General features: G+C 70.8%; 16 protein-coding genes. 8 read left to right on the top strand and 8 right to left on the bottom strand.

Annotation, left to right across the window (positions count from 1 at the left end):
* Window positions 1-68 precede the first annotated feature (68 nt).
* A complete protein-coding gene (locus tag HEB94_RS35140; protein ID WP_192753828.1) occupies window positions 69-1,052 on the top strand; it encodes a DUF4349 domain-containing protein in 984 nt (327 codons plus the stop codon).
* 76 nt (window positions 1,053-1,128) lie between these two features.
* Here HEB94_RS35140 and hemE read toward each other — a convergent pair whose 3' ends face one another.
* On the bottom strand, window positions 1,129-2,196 hold the full coding sequence (gene hemE, locus HEB94_RS35145) for a uroporphyrinogen decarboxylase (protein WP_337918577.1): 1,068 nt from the start codon (window positions 2,194-2,196) through the stop codon (window positions 1,129-1,131).
* 197 nt (window positions 2,197-2,393) lie between these two features.
* On the opposite strand from hemE, the gene HEB94_RS35150 reads away from it, so the two are divergent.
* The 5 genes from HEB94_RS35150 to HEB94_RS35170 all read left to right on the top strand — a co-directional run bounded on the left by HEB94_RS35150 (window position 2,394) and on the right by HEB94_RS35170 (window position 8,426).
* Window positions 2,394-2,978, top strand: coding sequence for a DUF3000 family protein (locus tag HEB94_RS35150; RefSeq protein WP_192753830.1), 585 nt, complete (start codon window positions 2,394-2,396; stop codon window positions 2,976-2,978).
* On the top strand, window positions 2,975-4,249 hold the full coding sequence (locus tag HEB94_RS35155) for an HRDC domain-containing protein (protein ID WP_192753831.1): 1,275 nt from the start codon (window positions 2,975-2,977) through the stop codon (window positions 4,247-4,249). The genes HEB94_RS35150 and HEB94_RS35155 overlap by 4 nt, the downstream gene beginning before the upstream one ends.
* A 41-nt stretch (window positions 4,250-4,290) precedes the next feature.
* Window positions 4,291-5,034 (top strand): DNA alkylation repair protein, encoded by a 744-nt coding sequence (locus HEB94_RS35160; protein ID WP_337918120.1) that lies wholly within the window; start codon window positions 4,291-4,293, stop codon window positions 5,032-5,034.
* A gap of 84 nt (window positions 5,035-5,118) precedes the next feature.
* Complete coding sequence (locus HEB94_RS35165; protein WP_192753832.1) at window positions 5,119-6,315, top strand: acetyl-CoA C-acyltransferase; 1,197 nt, start codon at window positions 5,119-5,121, stop codon at window positions 6,313-6,315.
* Complete coding sequence (locus HEB94_RS35170) at window positions 6,312-8,426, top strand: 3-hydroxyacyl-CoA dehydrogenase NAD-binding domain-containing protein (RefSeq protein WP_337918121.1); 2,115 nt, start codon at window positions 6,312-6,314, stop codon at window positions 8,424-8,426. The genes HEB94_RS35165 and HEB94_RS35170 overlap by 4 nt, the downstream gene beginning before the upstream one ends.
* A gap of 103 nt (window positions 8,427-8,529) precedes the next feature.
* Here the strand turns inward: HEB94_RS35170 and HEB94_RS35175 are convergent, their stop codons facing one another.
* The 3 genes from HEB94_RS35175 to HEB94_RS35185 all read right to left on the bottom strand — a co-directional run bounded on the left by HEB94_RS35175 (window position 8,530) and on the right by HEB94_RS35185 (window position 13,404).
* Window positions 8,530-10,017, bottom strand: a complete 1,488-nt coding sequence (locus HEB94_RS35175) for an amino acid permease (protein ID WP_192753833.1) — start codon at window positions 10,015-10,017, stop codon at window positions 8,530-8,532.
* Window positions 10,018-10,089: 72 nt separating this feature from the next.
* Window positions 10,090-12,009 carry a 1-deoxy-D-xylulose-5-phosphate synthase gene (dxs, locus tag HEB94_RS35180; protein ID WP_192753834.1) on the bottom strand — a complete coding sequence of 640 codons (1,920 nt, stop codon included), beginning with the start codon at window positions 12,007-12,009 and terminating at the stop codon, window positions 10,090-10,092.
* Between the two features lie 195 nt (window positions 12,010-12,204).
* Window positions 12,205-13,404, bottom strand: a complete 1,200-nt coding sequence (locus HEB94_RS35185; RefSeq protein ID WP_337918122.1) for an ROK family transcriptional regulator — start codon at window positions 13,402-13,404, stop codon at window positions 12,205-12,207.
* A gap of 101 nt (window positions 13,405-13,505) precedes the next feature.
* Between HEB94_RS35185 and HEB94_RS35190 the strand changes: the two genes are divergently transcribed.
* Both HEB94_RS35190 and HEB94_RS35195 read left to right on the top strand, forming a co-directional pair.
* On the top strand, window positions 13,506-13,931 hold the full coding sequence (locus HEB94_RS35190; protein WP_192753835.1) for an HIT family protein: 426 nt from the start codon (window positions 13,506-13,508) through the stop codon (window positions 13,929-13,931).
* Between the two features lie 165 nt (window positions 13,932-14,096).
* The gene (locus HEB94_RS35195; RefSeq protein WP_192753836.1) at window positions 14,097-14,579 is read left to right on the top strand and encodes a hypothetical protein; all 483 of its coding nucleotides are present in this window, start codon (window positions 14,097-14,099) and stop codon (window positions 14,577-14,579) included.
* Window positions 14,580-14,669: 90 nt separating this feature from the next.
* On the opposite strand, the gene HEB94_RS35200 is transcribed toward HEB94_RS35195, so the two are convergent.
* The 4 genes from HEB94_RS35200 to HEB94_RS35215 all read right to left on the bottom strand — a co-directional run bounded on the left by HEB94_RS35200 (window position 14,670) and on the right by HEB94_RS35215 (window position 21,203).
* Entirely contained in the window at window positions 14,670-17,471 is a 2,802-nt protein-coding gene (locus tag HEB94_RS35200; RefSeq protein WP_192753837.1) for an aconitate hydratase, read from the bottom strand.
* Window positions 17,472-17,717: 246 nt separating this feature from the next.
* Window positions 17,718-19,760, bottom strand: coding sequence for a bifunctional copper resistance protein CopD/cytochrome c oxidase assembly protein (locus HEB94_RS35205; protein WP_202896735.1), 2,043 nt, complete (start codon window positions 19,758-19,760; stop codon window positions 17,718-17,720).
* A gap of 10 nt (window positions 19,761-19,770) precedes the next feature.
* Complete coding sequence (locus tag HEB94_RS35210; RefSeq protein ID WP_202896736.1) at window positions 19,771-20,433, bottom strand: copper resistance protein CopC; 663 nt, start codon at window positions 20,431-20,433, stop codon at window positions 19,771-19,773.
* The gene (locus tag HEB94_RS35215) at window positions 20,430-21,203 is read right to left on the bottom strand and encodes a YcnI family copper-binding membrane protein (RefSeq protein ID WP_192753838.1); all 774 of its coding nucleotides are present in this window, start codon (window positions 21,201-21,203) and stop codon (window positions 20,430-20,432) included. Before HEB94_RS35215 ends, HEB94_RS35210 begins: the two co-directional genes overlap by 4 nt.
* Between the last annotated feature and the right edge of the window lie 115 nt (window positions 21,204-21,318).

The raw sequence follows: 21,318 nt of genomic DNA on the forward strand, positions 1-21,318 counted from the left end.
ACAGCACACGCCGGGTGATCATCGAACTCGTCGGGCGACACCCGGGTCATCCTTCGCGGAGGTCCGCCATGAACGGCCCAGTCCTACGCCGGTCCCTCTCCTGCCTCTCCCTGTTCCCCCTCGCCGGTCTGATGGTCGGCGCCCTCACCCTCGCCGGCTGCTCCGAATCGCCCACTGACGCGGCCGCTCGCTCGGCGGCGGGGGGCGGCGCCGTCAGCGCCCAGGACACCGGATCGAAGGGAGCCGCGGGCCAGGCACCACAGGAAGCCAAGCAAGGTGAGCAGAGGGCGGGTGGGCAGAAGGTACCCGCGCAGACAGATCGGCCCCGCGTCGAAGTCCGGACGCGGTCCATCGTGCGCACCGCGGACCTGAACGTCCGCACGAAGGACGTCCGCGGTGCCGCCGGACGGGCCACCTCGCTGGCGGAGGGCGCCGAGGGCTATGTCGCCAACCAGCAGTCGACGACGGACGGGAGTGTCCGCGCCGAGGAGGTGAGCGGTGTCAGCCTCGTGCTGCGGGTTCCGGTCGAGGAGTTCGACCGGGTGGTCCGGGAGCTCCGCCGGCTCGGCACCGTCTACGCCGACAAGCAGGAGGCGGTCGACGTCACCGACGAGGTGGTCGACGTGGAGAGCAGGCTCTCAAGCCAGCGCAAGAGCATCGAACGGCTGCGTTCCCTGCTGTCGCAGGCCGACACGGTCGGCGAGGTGATGCAGGTCGAGTCCGAGCTCGCCACGCGCGAGGCCGACCTCGAGGCGCTCCAGGCCCGGTCGGCGACGCTCGGCGCGCAGGCCGCCCTGTCCACCATCCGGGTGAGTTTCGAGGTACCGACCGCCGCCGTGGTCGAGGCGGCGGGCGAGCGCGGATTCCTGGCCGGTCTGAGCGCCGGATGGAACGCGTTCACGGCGGTCGGGATGGGACTGCTCACGGCCCTCGGTGCGATGGCGCCGTTCCTCGTCCTGCTCGCGCTCCTCGGCGTACCGGCCTGGCGGATCTACCGGGCCCGGACCCGCCGACGCCACGCACCGGCCGCGGGGCCTGCTCCCGAGGCGTGATCCCGACCGCTGCCGCCGAGGCGGGCGTTCGCGGTCAGCGGGCGGCGGTCAGCGGGCGGCGGTCAGCGGGTGGCGGTCAGCGGGCGGACTCGGCGTGCACGAAGTCGACCAGGCGGGTGAGCACGTCCGGATCGGTCGTCGGGAGAACGCCGTGCCCGAGGTTGAAGATGTGCCCGGGCGCCGACCGTCCGGCGGCCAGGATCGACCGGGACTTGTCCGCGATGATCTCCCAGGGCGCGAAGACCAGGGCCGGGTCGAGGTTTCCCTGGACCGCGCGACCGGCGACCCGTTCGATCCCGTCGCGCAGCGGCACCCGCCAGTCGACACCGACGACGTCCGCGCCGGCCGCGGCCATCGAACCGAGCAGCTCACCGGTGCCCACACCGAAGTGGATCCGGGGGACGCCGAGCGTGCCCACCTCCGCGAGCACGGCCTCGGAGTGGGGCCGGACGTACGCGTCGTAGTCGGCGGGGGCGAGGCTGCCCGCCCAGGAGTCGAACAGCTGGACGGCACTCGCGCCGGCCTCCACCTGGACGCGGAGGAAGTTCGCCGAGATCCTGGCGAGCCGGGCGAGTAGTTCGTGCCACACGTCCGGCGCGCCGTACATCAGCGCCTTCGTCGCCGTGTGGTCACGACTGGGACCGCCCTCGACGAGGTAGGAGGCCAGGGTGAACGGTGCGCCGGTGAAGCCGATCAGCGGGGTGCTGCCGAGCGTGCGCACCACCTCACCGACCGCGGCCGAGACGTAAGGGACGTCCGCGGCTTCGAGTGGTCGCAGTTGGTCGAGGTCGGAGAGCTCACGCACCCGGTGGGCGACGACCGGTCCGGTGCCCGGGACGATGTCGAGATCGACCCCGATCGCCTTGAGCGGGACCATGATGTCGGAGTAGAGGATGGCGGCGTCCACGCCATATCTCCGGACCGGCTGCATGGTGATCTCCACCACCTGCTCCGGACGGGTGCACGTCTCGAGCATCGGAGTGCCCTCGCGAAGCGCGCGGTACTCGGGGAGCGCACGTCCCGCCTGTCGCATGAACCACACCGGGGTGTACGGCACCGGCTCGCCTCGGCAGGCCCGTAGGAAGGCCGAGTCGTGCGCTGCCGCCGCGGCACCGCCGGGATGGTTCGCGTCGTTGGTCTGGATCGTCGTCTCCACAGCTTCGAGAGCCTAGGCTCCTGGTCCCGAGGTGAACGTCGCGGGGTTCGGGGCCGTCTGGTGTCCGCGACCGGCCACCGGTTGGACGGGTTTATGACATTTTTCCCAGGTTTAAACGTCAGACAAGCCGTTCTCGGCGCGTCGCAGCCCCGCACCTGGGGGTCGGCAGACGTATTCTCTCCCGCGTGGCCGCGCGCACGGATCCAAATGCCCCGCCCGAGATCTTCCAGCGGGCGCTGAGCGACATACGTGCCGCCCCCTTCCGGTCGGAGGTCATCGCCGAGGAGGTGCCGGCGCCTCAGCGGGTCGCGCCCTACTCCGCCGCGATCAGCGCTGACGTCGTGGTCGACGACGTCGAACTCGCCACCGGTCGGCTCGTCCTCCTCCACAACCCCGATGGCCACGAGGCGTGGAACGGCACGTTCCGCTGCGTCGCCTACGTCCGGGCCGAGATCGAGGCGGAGATGGTCACCGACGCTCTCCTCGGCGCCGTCGGCTGGTCCTGGCTGATCGAGGCACTCGACACCGAGGACGCCGCCTACACGGCACCGAGCGGTACGGTCACCCGGGTCGCTTCGGAGAGCTTCGGGGGCATGGACGAGGAACCCGCCCGCGCGGAGATCGAGATCCGTGCTTCCTGGACACCCACCGACGACGCGCTCGGTCGACATGCCCTGGCCTGGGGTCGGCTGCTGTGCACCTCGGCCGGCCTTCCCTCAGTGCCGGCCGGCGTCGTTCCTATCCCGGGCCGGCGAGTGAGGAGCCGGTGACCAAATCCGCCCCGTCGTCTGGACCCACGAAGGGTGCGTCTGTACCGCTGCTGGCCCCGAATGACGGCCTACCACCCGTCATCGAGACCCCTGAGGCGCTGGCGGCCGCGGTCGAGGCCTTCGCCGCCGGCACCGGCCCGGTCGCCGTCGACGCCGAACGAGCCTCCGGCTACCGCTACTCCCATCGGGCCTACCTCGTGCAGCTGCGGCGCGCGGGCTCCGGCACCGCGTTGATCGACCCCATCCGCTGCCCCGACCTGAGCGAGCTCGACGCCGCGCTGGCCGACACCGAGTGGGTGCTGCACGCGGCCACCCAGGATCTGCCCTGCCTCGCCGAACTCGGCTTCCGACCGCGCGCGCTGTTCGACACCGAGCTCGCCGGGCGACTGATGTCCTTCCCCAAGGTCGGGCTCGGCGCCCTGGTCGAGGAGCTGCTCGGCTTCACCCTGGAAAAGGGTCACTCGGCCGTCGACTGGTCGACTCGGCCACTGCCCGAACCCTGGCTCATCTACGCCGCACTCGACGTCGAGCTGCTCGTCGAGCTGCGCGACTCCCTGGCCGAGGGGCTCGACCAGGCCGGCAAGCGGGACTGGGCAGCCGAGGAGTTCGCCGCGCTGGTCCAACACCAGCCGCGAGAGTCCCGGCCCGACCCGTGGCGACGTACCTCCGGCATCCACCGGATCCGCAACCGGCGTGAGCTCGCCTACGTACGAGCCCTCTGGTCGGCGCGCGACAACACCGCCCGGCGTCGCGACCTGTCTCCCGGCCGGGTCCTCAGCGACCAGGCGATCATCGCGGCGGCGAGCGCCAAGCCCGCCGACCGTAGCCAGCTCGCCGCGCTCGGTCCCTACGACAACCGCACCGCGCGCCGCGACCTCGACCTGTGGTGGTCGGCGGTCCAGCACGCCCGGAGCCTGCCGGACAGCGAGCTACCCGACAACACCACGCCCTACGACGGGCCGCCGCCGGCCCGCGCCTGGGCCGATCGCGATCCGTCCGCGGCCGCCCGGCTCTCCAGTTGCCGGACCGCCCTGCACGAACTCGCCGAGGCCCACAACCTCCCGGTCGAGAACCTCCTCGCGCCCGACTCCGTACGCCGCCTCACCTGGGATCCGCCCGCGGAGCCGACACCCGAGGCGGTGGCCGAGGCCCTGCGGGCCCGAGGCGCCCGCGAGTGGCAGATCGGGCTGACCGCCACCGCGTTGGCCGAGGTACTCGTCACGCACCAGCCCGGCCGGTCCGGCGACGACTCCTCCCCGGAGGAGTCCTAGGGCGCACAGGGCCCGGCGTCACGCGGCGGTACGTTCGGCAGGTGTCCGAGGGCAAGCCGAACCACGAACTCCTCGTCGCCGTCCGCGTGGGGCTGGCGACGGTCGCGGATCCTGCTCGCGCCGAGCCGATGCGGGCCTACATGAAGTCGGCGATGCCCTTCCGCGGCGTACCGTCCCCGGAGCTCAAGAGTGTGTGCCGGCACCTGCTGCCCGCGCACCCGATCGCCCGGCGAGGTGACTGGGAGGCCACCGTCCTCGCGCTCTGGGACGACGCGGCCTACCGGGAGGAGCGCTACGCCGCACTCGCCCTCACCGGCCATCGCCTCTACCGAGCCTGGCAGGACGTGGCGGCCCTGTCGCTGTACGACCACCTGACGGTGACCGGGGCGTGGTGGGACTTCGTCGACGAGATCGCCGCGAACCGGGTCGGCCCGATCCTCGCGGCCGACCCGGGCGGGGTCGGTCCGCTGCTGCTGCGCTGGGCGTCCGACGACGACATCTGGCGGCGCCGGGTGGCGATCCTGGCCCAGCTCAAGGCCAAGAGCAGGACCGACACCGAACTCCTCCGGCTGTGCGTCGAACCAAGCCTTGGTCGCCCGGAGTTCTTCCTCCGCAAGGGCATCGGCTGGGCTTTGCGGGAGTACGCCAAGACCGACCCGGACTGGGTACGCACGTACGTCGCGACCCACTTCGACCGGCTTGCCCCGCTCTCTCGCAGGGAGGCCGTGAAGAATCTCCGGGGTGAAGCAGATGGTCCGGCCGGGGCAGGCGAAGCCTCCCACTGACTTGCCCCGGATCCGGCACGTTCTTGTTACCAGTGAGTAGCATTCGGAGTGTCAGCTCCGACGGATGAGGACGAGGAGGGCGACGTGCCCCGTGAGCTCCGCGACGTGGTCTTCGTAGACGGCGTTCGCACACCCTTCGGCAAGGCAGGCGGGATGTACACCGAGACCCGCGCCGACGACCTGGTGATCAAGTGCATCCGCGAGCTGCTCCGCCGCAACGCGAGCCTCCCCGCGGACCGGGTCGACGACGTCGCCATCGCCGCCACCACCCAGACCGGCGACCAGGGGCTGACCATCGGTCGCACCGCCGCGTTGCTCGCCGGCCTCCCCCGCACTGTTCCCGGCTTCGCCATCGACCGGATGTGTGCCGGCGCGATGACGGCCGTGACCACCACAGCTTCCGGGATCGCCTTCGGCGCCTACGACGTCGCGATCGCCGGCGGGGTCGAGCACATGGGTCACCACCCGATGGGCGAGGGCGTCGATCCCAACCCCAGGATCCTCTCCGAGAAGCTCGTCGACCCATCCGCCCTCGTGATGGGTCAGACGGCGGAGAACCTTCACGACCGCTTCCCCAACGTCACCAGGGAGCGTGCCGACGCCTACGCCGCCGCGAGCCAACGCAAGCTCGCCAAGGCCTACGCGGACAACGTCATCCAGCCCGACCTCGTCCCGGTCGCGACGCGCAGCGCCGAGGAGGGCTGGGGGCTCGCCACCTTCGACGAACCACCTCGCCCGGACACCACGGTCGAGGCCCTGGCCGGGCTGCGGACTCCGTTCCGACCGCACGGTCGGGTGACCGCAGGCAACTCCGCCGGGCTGAACGACGGCGCCACCGCGTGCCTGCTCGCCGCGGAGGACGTCGCGAAGGAGCTCGGACTCGCGCCCAAGATGCGACTGGTGGCCTACTCCTTCGTCGGGGTCGAGCCGGAGGTCATGGGCGTCGGGCCGATTCCGGCCACCGAGAAGGTCCTCGGCAAGGCGGGCCTGACGATGGACGACATCGGAGCGATCGAGATCAACGAGGCCTTCGCCGTTCAGGTTCTCGCGTTCTGCGACCACTTCGGTCTGCGCGACGACGACCCGCGGATCAACCCCTACGGCGGGGCCATCGCTCTTGGCCACCCGCTCGCCTCCAGCGGCGTGCGGCTGATGCTGCAGCTCGCCCGGGAGTTCGAAGACCGGCCCGAGGTGCGCTACGGCCTGACCACCTTGTGCGTCGGCATCGGCATGGGCGGCAGCGTGATCTGGGAGAACCCCCACTGGGAGGGCGCAAAGTGAGCCAGAACCTGACACACGACTTCGCCGAGATCTTCCCCGACGAGGTGGTGACGCACGCCCACGTGCGCGACGTCCCGCTGCCCTACAGCGCCGGCACCATGGCGCTGATCACGCTCGACAACGGGCTCGACCACACCCGGCCCAGCTCGTTCGGCCCGAAGGGGCTGGCCGAGCTCGACGCCGTTCTCGACACGGTGCTCGCCCGGGACGACATCGCCGCGGTCGGCATCACCGGCAAGCCGTTCATCCTCGCCGCCGGGGCTGACATCACCGGCATGCCGCGCATCACGATGCGCGAGCAGGCCAAGGAGATCGCCCGCTACGGCCACGAGGTCTTCGCCAAGCTGGACGACGGGCGGAAGCCGTCCTTCGGCTTCATCAACGGGCTCGCGATCGGTGGCGGCCTGGAGATCGCGCTCAACTGCACCTACCGCACCGTGATCGCGTCCGCGCCGGCGGTGGCGTTCAGTGAGTGTTTCCTCGGCATCCTGCCGGGGTGGGGCGGCACCTGGCTGCTGCCGAACCTGATCGGTGCCGACGGCGCCGTCAGGGTGATCGTGGAGAACGCCCTCAACAACAACCGCATGCTGCGCGGACCCGAGGTCCAGCCGCTCGGCATCGCCGACGCGACGTTCGAGGGCGCCGACTTCCTCGAGCGCTCCCTCGACTGGGCCGGGCAGGTGCTCAGCGGACGCGTGCGGGTCGATCGGCCCGAGATCGACCGCGGGGAGGCCTGGGACGCCGCGGTGGCGCGCGGGCGCGCCTTCGTCGAGGCGAAACTGCACGGCGCTGCACCCGCACCGAACCGCGCTCTCGACATCATCGCGGCGGCGCGGACGTGCTCGAAGGCGGAAGGCTTCGCCCTGGAGGACGACGCCCTGGCCGACCTGCTGATGACCGAGGAGTTCCGCGCCGGCCTCTACGCCTTCGATCTGGTGCAGCGCCGGGCCAAGCGGCCGGTCGGCGTCCCCGACAAGTCCCTCGCGCGTCCGGTCACCAAGGTCGGAATCGTCGGCGCCGGACTGATGGCGAGCCAACTGGCGTTGCTCTTCGCCCGGCGGCTCATGGTGCCGGTCGTGCTCACCGACATCGACGACGAACGGGTGGAGAAGGGACTTTCCTACGTCCGCTCCGAGGTCGACAAGCTCGCCGGCAAGGGCCGGATCAGTGCCGACCAGGCCAACCGGCTGAAGGCGTCGGTCACCGGTTCGACGGACAAGCAGATCTACGCCGACTGCGAGTTCGTCCTCGAGGCGGTCTTTGAGGAGATGAAGGTCAAGCAGCAGGTGTTCTCCGAACTGGAGCGCATCGTCTCACCCGAGTGTGTCCTCGCCACCAACACGTCCTCGCTGTCGGTGACCACGATGGCGTCCAAGCTCGCCCACCCCGAACGCGTGGTCGGGTTCCACTTCTTCAACCCGGTCGCGATCCTGCCGCTGCTGGAGGTCATCCGCGCCGAGCGTACGGACGACGCGAGCCTCGCCACGGCCTTCGCCATCGCCAAGGGCCTGCGCAAGAACGCGATCCTGGTGAAGGACGCACCTGCGTTCGTCGTCAACCGCATCCTGACGAGGTTCCTGAGCGAGGTCACCAAGTGCGTCGACGAAGGCACCCCTGTCGACGTCGCGGACCGGGCCGTGTTGCCACTCGGCCTGCCGATGTCGCCGTTCGTGCTGCTGCAACTCGTCGGCCCGGCCGTCGGACTGCACGTCACCGAGACACTGCACGAGGCCTTCCCGGACAGGTTCTACGTCTCCCCCAGCTTGCAGCGTCTCGTCGCCGCCAACAAGCCGGGCCTGTGGTCGTGGGACGCGCAGGGGCAGCCCTACCTTGACGAGGACACCAAAGCCCTGCTGGAGCAGGGCGACCGCCCCTCCACCGAGGAGGAGGTGCGGGAGCGGGCGATGGCCGCGGTCGCCGACGAGGCGCGGCGGGTGATCGACGAGGGTGTCGTCGCCGAGGCCCCGGACATCGACCTCGCCATGCTGCTCGGGACGGGCTGGCCCTTCCACCTCGGCGGGATCACGCCCTACCTCGACCGCAGCGGCGTCGCCGAGCGGGTCTGCGGCCGCCGTTTCCTACCGCGCGGAGTCGCCAGCCTGCCGGTCTGAGCCCCTGAGCCCCTGGGCACAGCGGGGGCTCGGCTGGGGGCTCTCAGCGTCGAGCCCGATCCCCCGCGCCGGGCAGGCCTCGTCGCCGCAGGACGCACCGTAGCTAGCCCTGGTCGCTCCGCGTGATGGCGGGTCGGGCGAGACGAGAGTGGCTGCGGCCGTAGAGGAGATAGATCACGAGGCCGATCGCCATCCAGACGACGAACCGGATCCAGGTCTCGATGGCCAGGTTGAGCATCAAGTAGAAGCAGACGACGGCGGACACGATCGGCAGCACCGGGACGAACGGCGTCCGGAAGCCGCGCTCGAGATCAGGTCGCGTCCGGCGCAGCACCAGCACACCGATGCTCACCAGGATGAAGGCCGCGAGGGTGCCGACGTTGACGAGTTCGGCCAGCACGTCGATGGAGGTGAACGCCGCGAGGAGGGCGGCGAGGACGCCGACCAGGATGGTCACGACGTAGGGCGTCCGATACCGCGGGTGGACCTTGGCGAACACCGGCGGCAACAACCCGTCGCGGGCCATCGCGAAGGCGACCCGGCTCTGCCCCAGCAGCAGGATCATCACCACGACGATGATGCCGACGGCCGCGCCGATGGCGATGATCCGGGCCAGCGCGGGGTGGCCCGCGTGCGCCATCGCGGTGGCGAGCGGCGCCGCGTCGGAAGGGTCGATCCGCCGGTAGTTCTGGATTCCGGTGACGACCAGGCTGACCGTGACGTAGAGCAGGGTGCAGACCGCCAACGAGCCCATGATCCCGATGGGCATGTCGCGTTGCGGCCGGCGGGTCTCCTCGGCCGTGGTCGCCACCACGTCGAATCCGATGAAGGCGAAGAAGACCACGGCGGCACCGCCGACCACGCCGCCCCACCCGAACATCGACGGCTCCAACCCGCCGACCGCCTGGATCAACGGCTGGGTCAGGCCGGTCGCCGCCTCGGTCGGCCGGCTTGGCGGTACGAACGGGACGAGGTTGGTCGCCTTGACGAAGAAGGACCCGGCGATGACGAACAGCAACGCCACGCCGACCTTGATCGCGACGGCGACCTGGTTGATCCGGCTGGAGAGCCGGATGCCGAGCACGAGGATGGCGGTCAACGCCAGGATGAGCAGGCCGGCGGGAAGGTTCATGAAGCCGTCGGTGGTGTTGGCGACCGCTGCGGGGATGGCGAGCGGCGTGCCCTCCAGCGCGGTGGCGAGATAGCCGGACCATCCGCTCGCGACCGCGGCCGCCCCGACGAAGAACTCCAGGATGAGGTCCCAGCCGATGATCCAGGCGATCAGCTCACCCAGCGTGGCGTAGGAGAAGGTGTACGCGGATCCCGCGACCGGCACGGTCGAGGCGAACTCCGCGTAGCAGAGCGCGGCGAGACCGCATGCGATCGCGGCGAAGGCGAACGACACGGCGACCGCCGGACCGGCGTAACTGGCCGCGGCGGTACCGGTGAGGACGAACAGCCCGCCACCGATGGTGACGCCGACCCCGAAGACCGTGAGGTCGAGCGGACCGAGGTTCTTCTTCAGCCGATGCTCTGGTTCGTCCGTCGCGGAGACGGCCGCTTCCACGTCCTTTGTCCGGAGCACACTCATGGCGCCCTTTCCCCAGCCCGGCCGGGGCACCGGGCTGGCAGGTCGGGACCCGCCGGACCGGGTCCGGCGGCGTCAGCTACGCGGCAGCGGGTCGTGGTCGCCGGTCACCAAGGGAGCATCGTCGATTCGGGCGACCCGCTCGACGATGTCGCGCGCGAGGTCCTGTGCACCGAGTCCCAACTCGGCGAGCAGTGCGGCTCGACTGTCGTGGTCGAGGAAACGCTGCTCGATTCCCTTGACCTGCAGAGGGACGGTGATGCCGGCATCGGCGAGCGCGACGCCCAGGGCCGCACCACAGCCGCCGACGCGGCCGCTGTCCTCGACGGAGACGACCAGCCGGTGGGTACGGGCGAGATCGAGCAGGACCGGGTTGACGGGCTTGACCCAGCGCGGGTCGACCACCGTCACGCCGATCCCCTGCTCGGTCAGCCGGGCCGCGACGTCGACGCCGGTCTGCGCCATCGCGCCGACGCAGACGAGGAGGACGTCATGCTCACCCTCACGGACGAGCACGTCAACGCCGTCCTGCCGCTCCACCGCCGGAAGGTCGGCCGGCACCGCGCCCTTCGGGAACCGGAGAACGGTCGGTCCGTCCTGAACCGCCACCGCCTCCCGCAGGAGCTCCCGCAGCCGCGCGCCGTCGCGTGGGGCCGCGATGCGCAGGCCGGGGACGACCTGGAGGATCGAAAGGTCCCACATGCCGTTGTGGCTGGGCCCGTCCTCGCCGGTGACACCTGCCCGGTCGAGCACGTACGTCCCCGCGCAGCGGTGCAGAGCGACGTCCATCAACATCTGGTCGAAGGCGCGGTTGAGGAACGTCGAGTAGATCGCGACCACCGGATGGAGCCCGCCCAACGCGAGCCCGGCGGCGGAGGTCACCGCGTGCTGTTCGGCGATCCCGACGTCGAAGAACCGGTCGGGGAACTCGTCGGCGAAGGCGTCGAGTCCGGTCGGATGCCGCATGGCGGCGGTGATCGCCACGACGTCCGAACGTTCCCGGCCGATCTCGACGAGCTCGTCCCGGAAGACGTTGGTCCACTTGAGGGCCGGCGCCGCGACGGGCGTTCCGGTGAGCGGGTCGAAGGCTCCGGAGGGGCTGTGGAAGCAGTCGGCCTCGTCCTGCTCGGCGATCTCGTAGCCGTTTCCCTTACGGGTGACGCAGTGCACGATGACCGGCCCGCCGAACCCCTTGGCCTGGTCGAGGGCCTGCTCGATCTGGGGGCGGTCGTGTCCGTCGATCGGGCCGACGTACTTGAGTCCGAGGTCCTCGAACAGGCCCTGGGGCGCCATCACGTCCTTCAGGCCGCGCTTGATGCCGTGCAGGACGTCGTACAGCGGGGAGCCGACCAGCGGCGCGCGGCTGAGCGAGCGCTTGACGAGATCGAGGACACGCTCGTAGCGGGGGTCGGTGCGCAGCGCGTTGAGGTGGTCGGCGATGCCGCCGACGGTGGGTGTGTAGGAGCGGCCGTTGTCGTTGACGACGATGATGAGCGGCCGATCCTTGACCGAGGCGATGTTGTTGAGGGCCTCCCAGGCCATCCCGCCGGTCAGGGCACCGTCACCGATGACGGCCACCACGTGGCGGTCCTCCCCCCGCAGCCGGTAGGCCTTCGCCAGCCCGTCGGCGTAGGACAGCGAGGTCGAGGCGTGGGAGTTCTCGATCAGGTCGTGCTCGGACTCCGCGCGGCTCGGGTAGCCCGACAGGCCGCCGCGCTGCCGCAGGACGTCGAAGCCGCCCTGCCGGCCGGTGAGGATCTTGTGGACGTAGGCCTGGTGCCCGACGTCGAAGAGGATCCGGTCGTGCGGCGAGTCGAACACCCGGTGCAGGGCGAGGGTGAGCTCCACGATCCCGAGGTTGGGACCCAGGTGGCCACCGGTGCGGGAGACCTTCGCCACGAGGAAGTCGCGGATCTCGCGGGCGAGGTCGGTGAGTTCCTGCTCCGACAGTGCGCGGAGGTGGGAAGGCTCCGTGACCTTCTCGAGCACACCCATACGTGATCCCTCCTCAGCTGCCGCCGCCTGTCGCCGGCTCGTCGAGTCTAGAGTGCACCGCAATCATCACCTCGGACGTCGATTCGCGCCGTAAGGTTCGCCACGTCACACCCGGCCGTTACTTGCGACACAACGGATACGGATCGCACCATAACGCGACCCTAACGCTACGAATCGGGTGATTGCGGCCGCGCCCTACGCCGGGGCGGCGCCGGCCAGCGTGTCGTGGACGGGCGTCTCGTTACGCCTGCGGAACTCCTCGACCGCGAGGACGAGGGCACCGAGAACCTCCGCGCGTTCCCCGGTCAGCGCCGCCACCACGGGCGTCGAGGCGACTGAGCACACAGCGTAACGGGGCATGGCCGCTCGCAACGGCTCCAGCAACAGGTCGCCGGCCGCCGCGAGATCGCCTCCGACCACCACGCGTTCCGGATTGACCACATTGCACAGGTTGGCCGCGACGAACCCGATGTGCCGGCCGGCGTCGGCGATCACCCGGCGGCACCCGCCGTCGCCCTCCAGCGCCCGGCTGACGAGCTCGTCCACCGTACGGAGCTCCGGGTGACTGTGGCGGATCAGTTCCAGCAGGTACGGCGCGCCCACCATGGTCTCCAGGCACCCCCGGTTGCCGCAGGAACACACCGGGCCCATCTCGTCGATGGTGAGGTGACCGATCTCCCCCGCGGAGCCGGCGAAGCCGCGGTAGACACAACCGTCGACCACCAGGCCGGCACCCAGGCCGGTCGCGGCCTTGATGTAGGCGAGGTCGGCCACCCCGCGCCCAGCCCCGAAGTACAGCTCGCCCCGCGCACCGAGGTTGGCGTCGTTGTCGGCGAAGACGGGGGTCTCGAGTCGCTCGGCGAGGTCGCGGGCCGGGTCGATCGTCTCCCAGCCGGGCAGGATCGGCCACGCCGCCACGGTGCCGCCGTTCGGCCCCATCGGCGCTGGCAGGCCCATCCCGACCGCCCGGACCGAGCAGCGGCGCTCACCGATCTGGTCGAGGAGCTCGTCGACGAGCTTCTCGGCACTGGCCAGGGCCGAGACGGCGGACGCGCCGACGTCGCACTCGTGCCGGCGTTCGGCCCGCACCGCGAAGCGCAGGTCGGCCACCGCCACCCGGATGTGCCGGTGCCCGAAGTCGAGGCCGACCACCAGGCCGTCGTCGGAGCGGACCCGGACCTCCTGCGCCCGCCGCCCACCCCGGATGCCCGGCGAGAGCTCGACCGCGTTGGAGTCGGCCAGCTGGTGCACGATGTTGGAGACCGACGCCGGAGAGAGTCCGGTGAGTCGGGCAATTTCGGCTTGACTGAGGACGCCGTGTGCTCGGACCGCTGCCAGCACTCGACGTACGTTGGCCGCACGTAGCGACGCCTGCGAACCAGGCCGGAGCGTCACGCGCCAAAGGAAACTCGCACGTCATCTGATCGTCAAGAGCTTGCCACCTCTGAAGGGTTGCCGTAACCGGCAACCGGCCGGGAGCGGCCTACGCTTCGACCATGCAGTCCTGCGGCTTCTGCGCGATCGTCGCCGGCGCGCCGGCGTTCGTCGTCCTGGACGAGCCGGACCTTCTGGCCTTCCTCGACGTACGGCCGGTCTTCAAGGGGCACACGCTGCTCGTCCCCCGCGAGCACGTCGAGACCCTCCCCGACCTACCGGCGGAGCTGCGGGACCCGTTCCTGGAGGCCCTCCAGCGCCTCGCCCAGGCAATGGAGGGGGCGCTGGGTGCGCAGGGCTCCTTCGTCGCCGTCAACAACCGAGTCAGCCAGAGCGTGCCGCACCTGCACGCCCACGTGATCCCACGGACGAAGGGGGACGGGCTGCGGGGGTTCCTCTGGCCGCGGCACCGCTACGCCGACGACGAGGAGGCCGAGGCGTACGCCGCCCGGCTGCGCGACGGCCTGGAGGCTCCCCCGACCAGCTGAGCGGCGGCACGGTAGACCTCCAAGACCTGGTCGCAGGTGCACACCGGCGACGCGCCCGGACAATCGGACCGGCGCGCGGAGGGAGCCGTTCGGGTAGGTTGCACGTCTGAGCGAGATCCAACGGGAGAAGCCCAGCGGGGGAAGTCACCGTCGGGAGGTCCGGTCATGACAGACATCCGTCCGCGGGCAGCCGTCCTCGCCACCATTGGCGCGCTCGGGGTCGCCAGCAGCGCCTACTTCGACTGGTTCGGAGACAACTCACCGCGCCAGATTCGCCTCGAACAACTCCTGATGCAACCAGACACCAACGGCCAGGCGACGTCCTACTGGCTGTCGATGGCAGCCCCGCTAGCGGTCGCGGGAGCGATCGGGGTTCTCGGGACCCTCCTGCTCGTCCGACTCCTCGTCTGGCTGTCGTTCCTGGTCGGCCTCGTGACGGTCGCCCTCTGGGCGACGGAGACGGCGTTCGACGTCGCCGAGATCCAGGTCAACGACATCCAACCCGGTGCCTGGGTCAGTCTCGGCGGCCTGCTGCTCCTCGTGATCGGCGCCTCCGCGCTGCGCCGTCGCAGGCCGGCCGACGCGGAGGAGTCGGCGGAGGAGGACGAGAGCGACGACTACCTCGCCCAGCTCAAGGGCAGCCAGTAGCCGCGCCGCCCAGACGCCGTCGCGGCCCGTCCCGTGGTGAGACCACCACGGGACGGGCCGCGACCAGCTGAAGCGGTGCTACTCCTGGACTCAGCGCGACAGCAGCGAACGCAGGACGTACTGCATGATCCCGCCGTGCCGGAAGTAGTCGGCCTCACCCGGGGTGTCGATCCGGACGACGGCCCGGAACTCCTTGCCGTCGGCCCGAACGGTCAGCTCCCGCGGCGTCGTGCCGTTGTTGAGCTCCTCGATCCCGACGATCTCGAAGGTCTCCTCGCCGCTGAGGCCGAGCGACTCCGCCGACTCGCCCTGGGCGTACTGCAGGGGCAGGACCCCCATGCCGATCAGGTTCGAGCGGTGGATCCGCTCGTAGGACTCCGCGACGACAGCCTTGACGCCGAGTAGCGCGGTTCCCTTGGCGGCCCAGTCGCGGGAGGATCCGGAGCCGTACTCCTTGCCGGCGAGGATCACCAGCGGCACACCCGCGGCCTGGTAGTTGACCGAGGCGTCGTAGATCGTGGTCACGTCGCCGCCGGCGGTGAAGTCGCGGGTGAAGCCGCCCTCGGTGCCCGGGGCGAGCTGGTTGCGCAGCCGGATGTTGGCGAACGTGCCCCGGATCATCACCTCGTGGTTGCCGCGCCGCGAGCCGTAGGAGTTGAAGTCGCGCTGGGCGACGCCGTGCTCCAGCAGGTACGCGCCGGCGGGGCTGTCCTTCTTGATCGAGCCGGCCGGGGAGATGTGGTCGGTCGTGACCGAGTCGCCGAGCTTGGCGAGGACGCGCGCGCCGGAGATGTCGGAGACCGGTGCGGGCTGCGCCGGCATCCCCTCGAAGTACGGCGGCTTACGGACGTAGGTCGAGGAGCTGTCCCACGCGAAGAGGTCGCCCTCGGGTGTGGGCAGCGCCCGCCACTGCTCGTCGCCCGCGAAGACGTCGGCGTAGTCGCGGGTGAACATCTCGCTGGCGATCGCGCTCGCGACGATCGTCTCGATCTCCTGCTCGGTCGGCCAGATGTCGGCGAGGAACACGTCGTTGCCCTCGCTGTCCTTGCCGAGCGGCTCGGTCGACAGGTCGAGATCCATGGTGCCCGCGAGCGCGTAGGCCACCACGAGGGGCGGCGAGGCGAGGTAGTTCATCTTCACGTCGGGGTTGATCCGGCCCTCGAAGTTTCGGTTGCCGGACAGGACCGAGACGACCGCGAGGTCGGCGTCGTTGACCGCCTGGCTCACCTCGGGGATGAGCGGGCCGGAGTTGCCGATGCAGGTGGTGCAGCCGTAACCGACCAGGTTGAAGCCGAGCTTGTCGAGGTAGGGCGTGAGGCCGGCACGCTCGTAGTAGTCCATGACGACCTTCGAGCCGGGTGCCAGCGTCGTCTTGACCCAGGGCTTGCGGGTGAGGCCACGCTCCACGGCCTTCTTGGCCACCAGGGCGGCGCCCACCATGACCGAGGGGTTGGAGGTGTTGGTGCAGGACGTGATCGCCGCGATCGCGACGGCACCGTGGTCGAGCTCGCAGGTGATGCCGTCCGACAGCGTGACGCGGGTGGGCGAACTCGGCCGTCCGTCGGCGCCGTGCGCCGCACTCGCGTAGCCGTGGGGCGCGTCGGCGTGGTTGTCACCGTGGAACGCCGGAGCGTCGCTCGCCGGGAAGGACTCGGCCGCCGCCTCGTCGTACCCCTTCTCCTCCTCGGGCGCGATCTCCTGCACGTAGTCGGAGAGGACGCCGCGGAAGACCTGCTTGGCGTCGCTCAGGCTCACCCGGTCCTGCGGCCGCTTCGGGCCGGCGATGGAGGGGACGACGGTCGCCAGGTCGAGCTCGAGGTACTCGGAGTAGTCGGACTCGCGGTTGGGGTCGTGCCAGAGGCCCTGCTCCTTGGCGTAGGCCTCGACCAGCGCGACCTGCTCGGCCGGACGGCCCGTCAGCTGGAGGTAGCGGACGGTCTCCTCGTCGATCGGGAAGACCGCGATGGTGGAGCCGTACTCCGGGGACATGTTGCCGATCGTCGCCCGGTTGGCCAGCGGCACCGCGCTCACGCCGGGGCCGTAGAACTCCACGAACTTCCCGACCACGCCGTGCTGGCGCAGCTTCTCGGTGATGGTGAGTACGAGGTCGGTCGCCGTCGCGCCCTCGGGGAGCTCGCCGGCGAGCTTGAAGCCCACGACCCGCGGGATGAGCATGCTGACCGGCTGACCGAGCATCGCCGCCTCGGCCTCGATGCCGCCCACGCCCCAGCCGACGACGCCGAGGCCGTTGACCATCGTGGTGTGGGAGTCGGTGCCGACACAGGTGTCCGGATAGGCCTGCGGCGCCCCGTCGACCTCGCGCTGGAAGACGACCCGCGCCAGGTGCTCGATGTTGACCTGGTGGACGATGCCGGTGCCCGGCGGCACCACGCGGAAGTCGTCGAACGCGCCCTGTCCCCAGCGCAGGAACTGGTAGCGCTCCTTGTTGCGGTCGTACTCGATCTCCACGTTGCGGGAGAAGGAGTCCGGCGTGCCGAAGACGTCGGCGATCACGGAGTGGTCGATGACCAGCTCGGCCGGCGAGAGCGGGTTGATGCTGGCCGGGTCGCCGCCGAGCGCACGCACGGCCTCGCGCATCGTGGCCAGGTCGACCACGGCCGGTACACCGGTGAAGTCCTGCATGATGACCCGCGCGGGGGTGAACTGTATTTCCTTGCTCGGCTCGGCCTTCGCGTCCCAGCCGGCGAGCGCGCGGATGTCGTCGGCCGTGATGTTGGCACCGTCCTCGGTGCGCAGAAGGTTCTCGAGCAGGATCTTCAGGCTGTACGGAAGGCGGTCGGCGCCCTCGACGGCGGCGAGCCGGAAGATCTCGTACGACGCCTCACCGACCTCGAGCTGCCCCTTGGCTCCGAAGCTGTCGACGCTCGCCATCGCCCTCTCCCCTTGTCCGTGGTCTGGGTGTCGGTCCGCCGCCATCCTGCCCGCGAGGCGCCCGGCCGCACCGGCCAGGGTGACCTAAGTGTGCGGGCAGCGCACCAGTCGTCGGTTTTGACGGTGCGGTCTCGTTTCCGGAGCGGCGCACCGGATTATCTCGATATCAAGATACACGCGGACGAGGGTGGGAGCCAAGCGACCCCGAGGGTGAAGATCGGCCAGCCCAGATGGGGCCTGGCCGCGTCAGCTCTTGCTCTCGTCGTGGGCGGCGAGCCGGGCGAGCATCGCGTTGTAGCTCGCGAGCTGGTCGTCCTTGCCCGCGTCGGCGCGTCGGTCGATCCGGCGGGCCTCACGGTGGTCCGCGCGTACCCACTGAGCGAAGACCACCCCCAACACGATGAGGACGGGGATCTCCGCGGTGGCCCAGGCGATGCCACCACCGACGTTCTGGTCGGCGAGCGGATCGATCCAGGGCAGCCTCAAAGCGGAGAACCAGTCGCCGCCGATCACGGTCGTGCTGGTCATGACGATGACGCCGAAGAACGCGTGGAACGGCATGGACGCGAACAGCATGAGCATCCGGCCGAGGGGCGGGAGCAGCCGTGGTATCGGGTCCAGTCCGATGATCGGCCAGAAGTACAGCGACCCGACCAGCAGGAAGTGGACGGACATCAGCAGATGGCCGGTGTGGTTGCGCATCGCGGCGCTGAGCAGCGGCGAGAAGTAGAACGCGTACAGGCTCACGACGTAGATCGCGAGCGCGACCACGGGGTGGGTCAGCACGCGGACGATCCGGCTGTGCAGGAGCACGAGGATCCACTCCCGCGCGCCACGGTCACCGGAGCGCTCCCCCGGACCGTCGGAGCCCTCCCGCCGGACGGCCGGCAGGGCCCGTAGGGCGAGCGTCACCGGCGCGCCCATGGCCAACAGGATCGGCGCAAGCATGCTCAGCGACATGTGCTGGACCATGTGGACGCTGAACATCGCCGGGGCGTACGTCGCGACGCCGGAGCAGAGGACGAACACCACGACGGCCACACCGCCGAGCCAGGCGAACGTACGGCCGACCGGCCAGTGCACGCCCTTCGAGCGCAACCGGAACACGCCGCGCAGGTAGAGGTAGACACCGGTCGCGGCGAACAGGACGACCAGCGTGTCCAGCCGCCAGCTCGACAACAGCGCGGAACCGGAGAACGGCGGAACCGGGTAGCCGATCAGGGCCTCCGCGGTCGAGGTCGTCTTCACCTCGTCGGGCACCGGGGTGGGCGTCCTGGACAGGGCGACGGCCAGCCCGACCGTGGCCAGCATGACGGCCGCCTCGACCGCCGCGAAGCGCCGGAAGACGCCCGGCGTTCCCTTGTCCAGCGCGGGCAGGGTGCGCTTCCGGTGCCACCAGCCGAGCCAACCGAGAACCACGATGGCGGCCAACTTCCCGAGCACCAGCCAGCCGTAGGAGGAGCTGACCAGCGGGGCGATGCCGCCGAGCCGGATCCAGGCGTTGACCAGCCCGGAGAACGCGGCGGCGACGTAGCACCACAATGCCAGCGTGCTGAAGCGCCGGGCGCTTCCGGCGAGCACCTTCGTCGTCGCCCGCCGTCCGTAGACCGCGAGCGCGAGCAGGCCGCCGATCCACAGCGTCACCACGACGACGTGCACCAGCAGGCTCGAGGTGGCCACGTCGTGGTCGGCGGCGCTCGCCGAGTGTCCGGTCAGCGCGGGGGGCAGCGTGGCGGTGACGCCGAGGACGAGGAGCAGGGCGGCGCCGTTGAGCGTACGGACCCCGCGGGCGGCCGCGGCGAGGATGACGGTGAGGAGGAGGACGAGGGCGAGCGAGCGGCCCTGGGACACCTCGGCGATGAAGCCGGCGAGGTTCTCCTGGTAGTCGAGCCTCATCGCCGGAACTCCGAGGAAGTCCGACAGGGTGAACACCAGCGTCAGGGCGGCGGCGACGGCCCACACCCAGGCGAAGGCGGCGGCACCGCGGACTGCGCGTTCGGCGGCCGGCTGCAACGCACCGCCCTTCGCGGGCGAGAGCACGCTGAAGAGCAACGAGCCGACGACGCCGACACCCGCGACGTCCATCGCCAGTTTGGCGACCGGGAGGCCCCAGCCGGTCAGCATGCCGGGATCGGGCAGGCCCGGCGGCGCCGGCTTCGGCCGGCCACCGCCCACGAGCAGGGCGATGACCAGCACCGCCACCGCGGCGAGAAGGCACCCGCCGACCGCGATCCACCACGAGGGGAGACCGCGCGAACGCATGCCGCTCTGCTGGCTCTCGGTCACCATCGCTTGTTCCTCACCTCGAGGTCTTTCGTCCGCGCCGCGCCATCACGCCGATCCCGGCGGCGAGCAGACCCACCAGGACGACGACCAGGACGATCGGTGTCCAGGGCAGGCCCGACCCGCCCGAGCCCGTATCGCCGCCCGCGGCCGGCGACGTGGCCGAAGCCGTCACCGACGGTGTCGAGTCGGAGGTCGTGCCGGGTGTCGTCGTGGGTGTCGCGCCCGCTCCGGCGCCGGCCGAGGCCAGCCGGAACGCCAGCGTGTCGGACACCGGGTGCCCGTCGGCGGACACCACCCGCCAGGCGATCCGGTAGGTGCCCGCCGGCCCGAGGGCCCGCAGGGCCTGCCGAACCGTGGAGCCGGACACCTGCACCTGGCCGTCCTGGTAGGTCGACCCGTCGGGTCCGCTCACCACGACCTGCCCGAACCTCCGGCCGACCGGTTGGTCGAACCGCAGGACGATGGCGGACGGTGCACGGTCGAGCACGGCACCGTCCTTGGGATCGCTGGCGACCAGGCTGTCGTGGGCCCACGCCGGAGCCGACGAGACGACCTGGGCACCGAGACATCCCATCAGGATGACGGCAGCGACGAGGAGAGGCGCGACCGGCCCCCGGCCGGCCCGCACCCGCGAGGGGGTCGAGCCGGCCGGCGCGGTGACGTACCGACGCCTCACCGGGACTCCCGGCGGCGCAGGACGAGAGCGGCATATCCGGCGCTGGCGAGCCCGAGGACACCGACGGCGAGCCCGGCGGCACCGAGCGCGCGGGCGGTCGAGTCGGACGCCGACGCGGCCGGCGTCACGCGGGCACCGGAACCGCCCTCGGCACTCGCCTGCTCCGCACCGACCGACGGGCTGGTCGGAGTCGGCGCCGCCGAGGTGGCCGGGTCGGTGCCGTGGTGTCCGCCCGCGGCGGCGGCCGCCAGCGTGAGCGTCGGGGCCGGGGACTCCGGCTCGGCGGCACCGGCCGTCGGGATCTGGTTCCAACGGACGACCTTGTTGTCGTCGTAGGTCTGGTCGGTGGGGAAGGACAGGGACGGCTTGTCCGGGAGCGGGCCGACGGACACGTCGAACTCGTCGAACTCTCCTGGTGCGATTCCCCCGCCCTCGGCCACGGTCCAGGTGATCGAGGTCACCGCCTCCTCGAGCGTGAAGTCGCCCACGTCGACGGGCTTGGGGAGTTTCGACTTCTGGACCGACACGGTCCACCCCGGGTGCGGCTTGACCCGCACCGAGGGGATCGGCGGGAACATCACCCGCACCCGGATGGTCGAGGCGGTGTCGGACTCGTCCGGAACGCGGAACGTGAGCTTGGCGTAGTCGCCCCGGTTGGCCTGCGACGGATCAACCGTGACGTGAGCGGAGGCGGCCCCGGCGAACAGGACCAGCGCCCCGGCGGTCGCGCCGACGACCAGGGTGGAACGGCGAAGGGATCGGCGAAGCATGGAACGACCTCTCGAGCCTGACGCGCCACACCGCCGCGACTGCGCCACACACGGGGCGCCCGACGCGGCGAGCGCGTGGGGATGACGGGCGAGCGGGTAGGACCACGACGTTCCT

The sequence above is a fragment of the Actinopolymorpha pittospori genome, assembly GCF_014873875.1.
In the GTDB taxonomy this organism is placed as follows: Bacteria; Actinomycetota; Actinomycetes; order Propionibacteriales; family Actinopolymorphaceae; genus Actinopolymorpha; species Actinopolymorpha pittospori.

What these genes read in the sequence shown, in the direction of transcription:
- HEB94_RS35215 (WP_192753838.1), bottom strand. Translation starts at nt 21,203, where the DNA reads ATGCTTCGCCGATCCCTTCGCCGTTCCACCCTGGTCGTCGGCGCGACC.
- HEB94_RS35205 (WP_202896735.1), bottom strand. Translation starts at nt 19,760, where the DNA reads ATGGTGACCGAGAGCCAGCAGAGCGGCATGCGTTCGCGCGGTCTCCCC.
- HEB94_RS35200 (WP_192753837.1), bottom strand. Translation starts at nt 17,471, where the DNA reads ATGGCGAGCGTCGACAGCTTCGGAGCCAAGGGGCAGCTCGAGGTCGGT.
- HEB94_RS35190 (WP_192753835.1), top strand. Translation starts at nt 13,506, where the DNA reads ATGCAGTCCTGCGGCTTCTGCGCGATCGTCGCCGGCGCGCCGGCGTTC.
- dxs (WP_192753834.1), bottom strand. Translation starts at nt 12,009, where the DNA reads ATGGGTGTGCTCGAGAAGGTCACGGAGCCTTCCCACCTCCGCGCACTG.
- HEB94_RS35195 (WP_192753836.1), top strand. Translation starts at nt 14,097, where the DNA reads ATGACAGACATCCGTCCGCGGGCAGCCGTCCTCGCCACCATTGGCGCG.
- HEB94_RS35175 (WP_192753833.1), bottom strand. Translation starts at nt 10,017, where the DNA reads ATGAGTGTGCTCCGGACAAAGGACGTGGAAGCGGCCGTCTCCGCGACG.
- HEB94_RS35140 (WP_192753828.1), top strand. Translation starts at nt 69, where the DNA reads ATGAACGGCCCAGTCCTACGCCGGTCCCTCTCCTGCCTCTCCCTGTTC.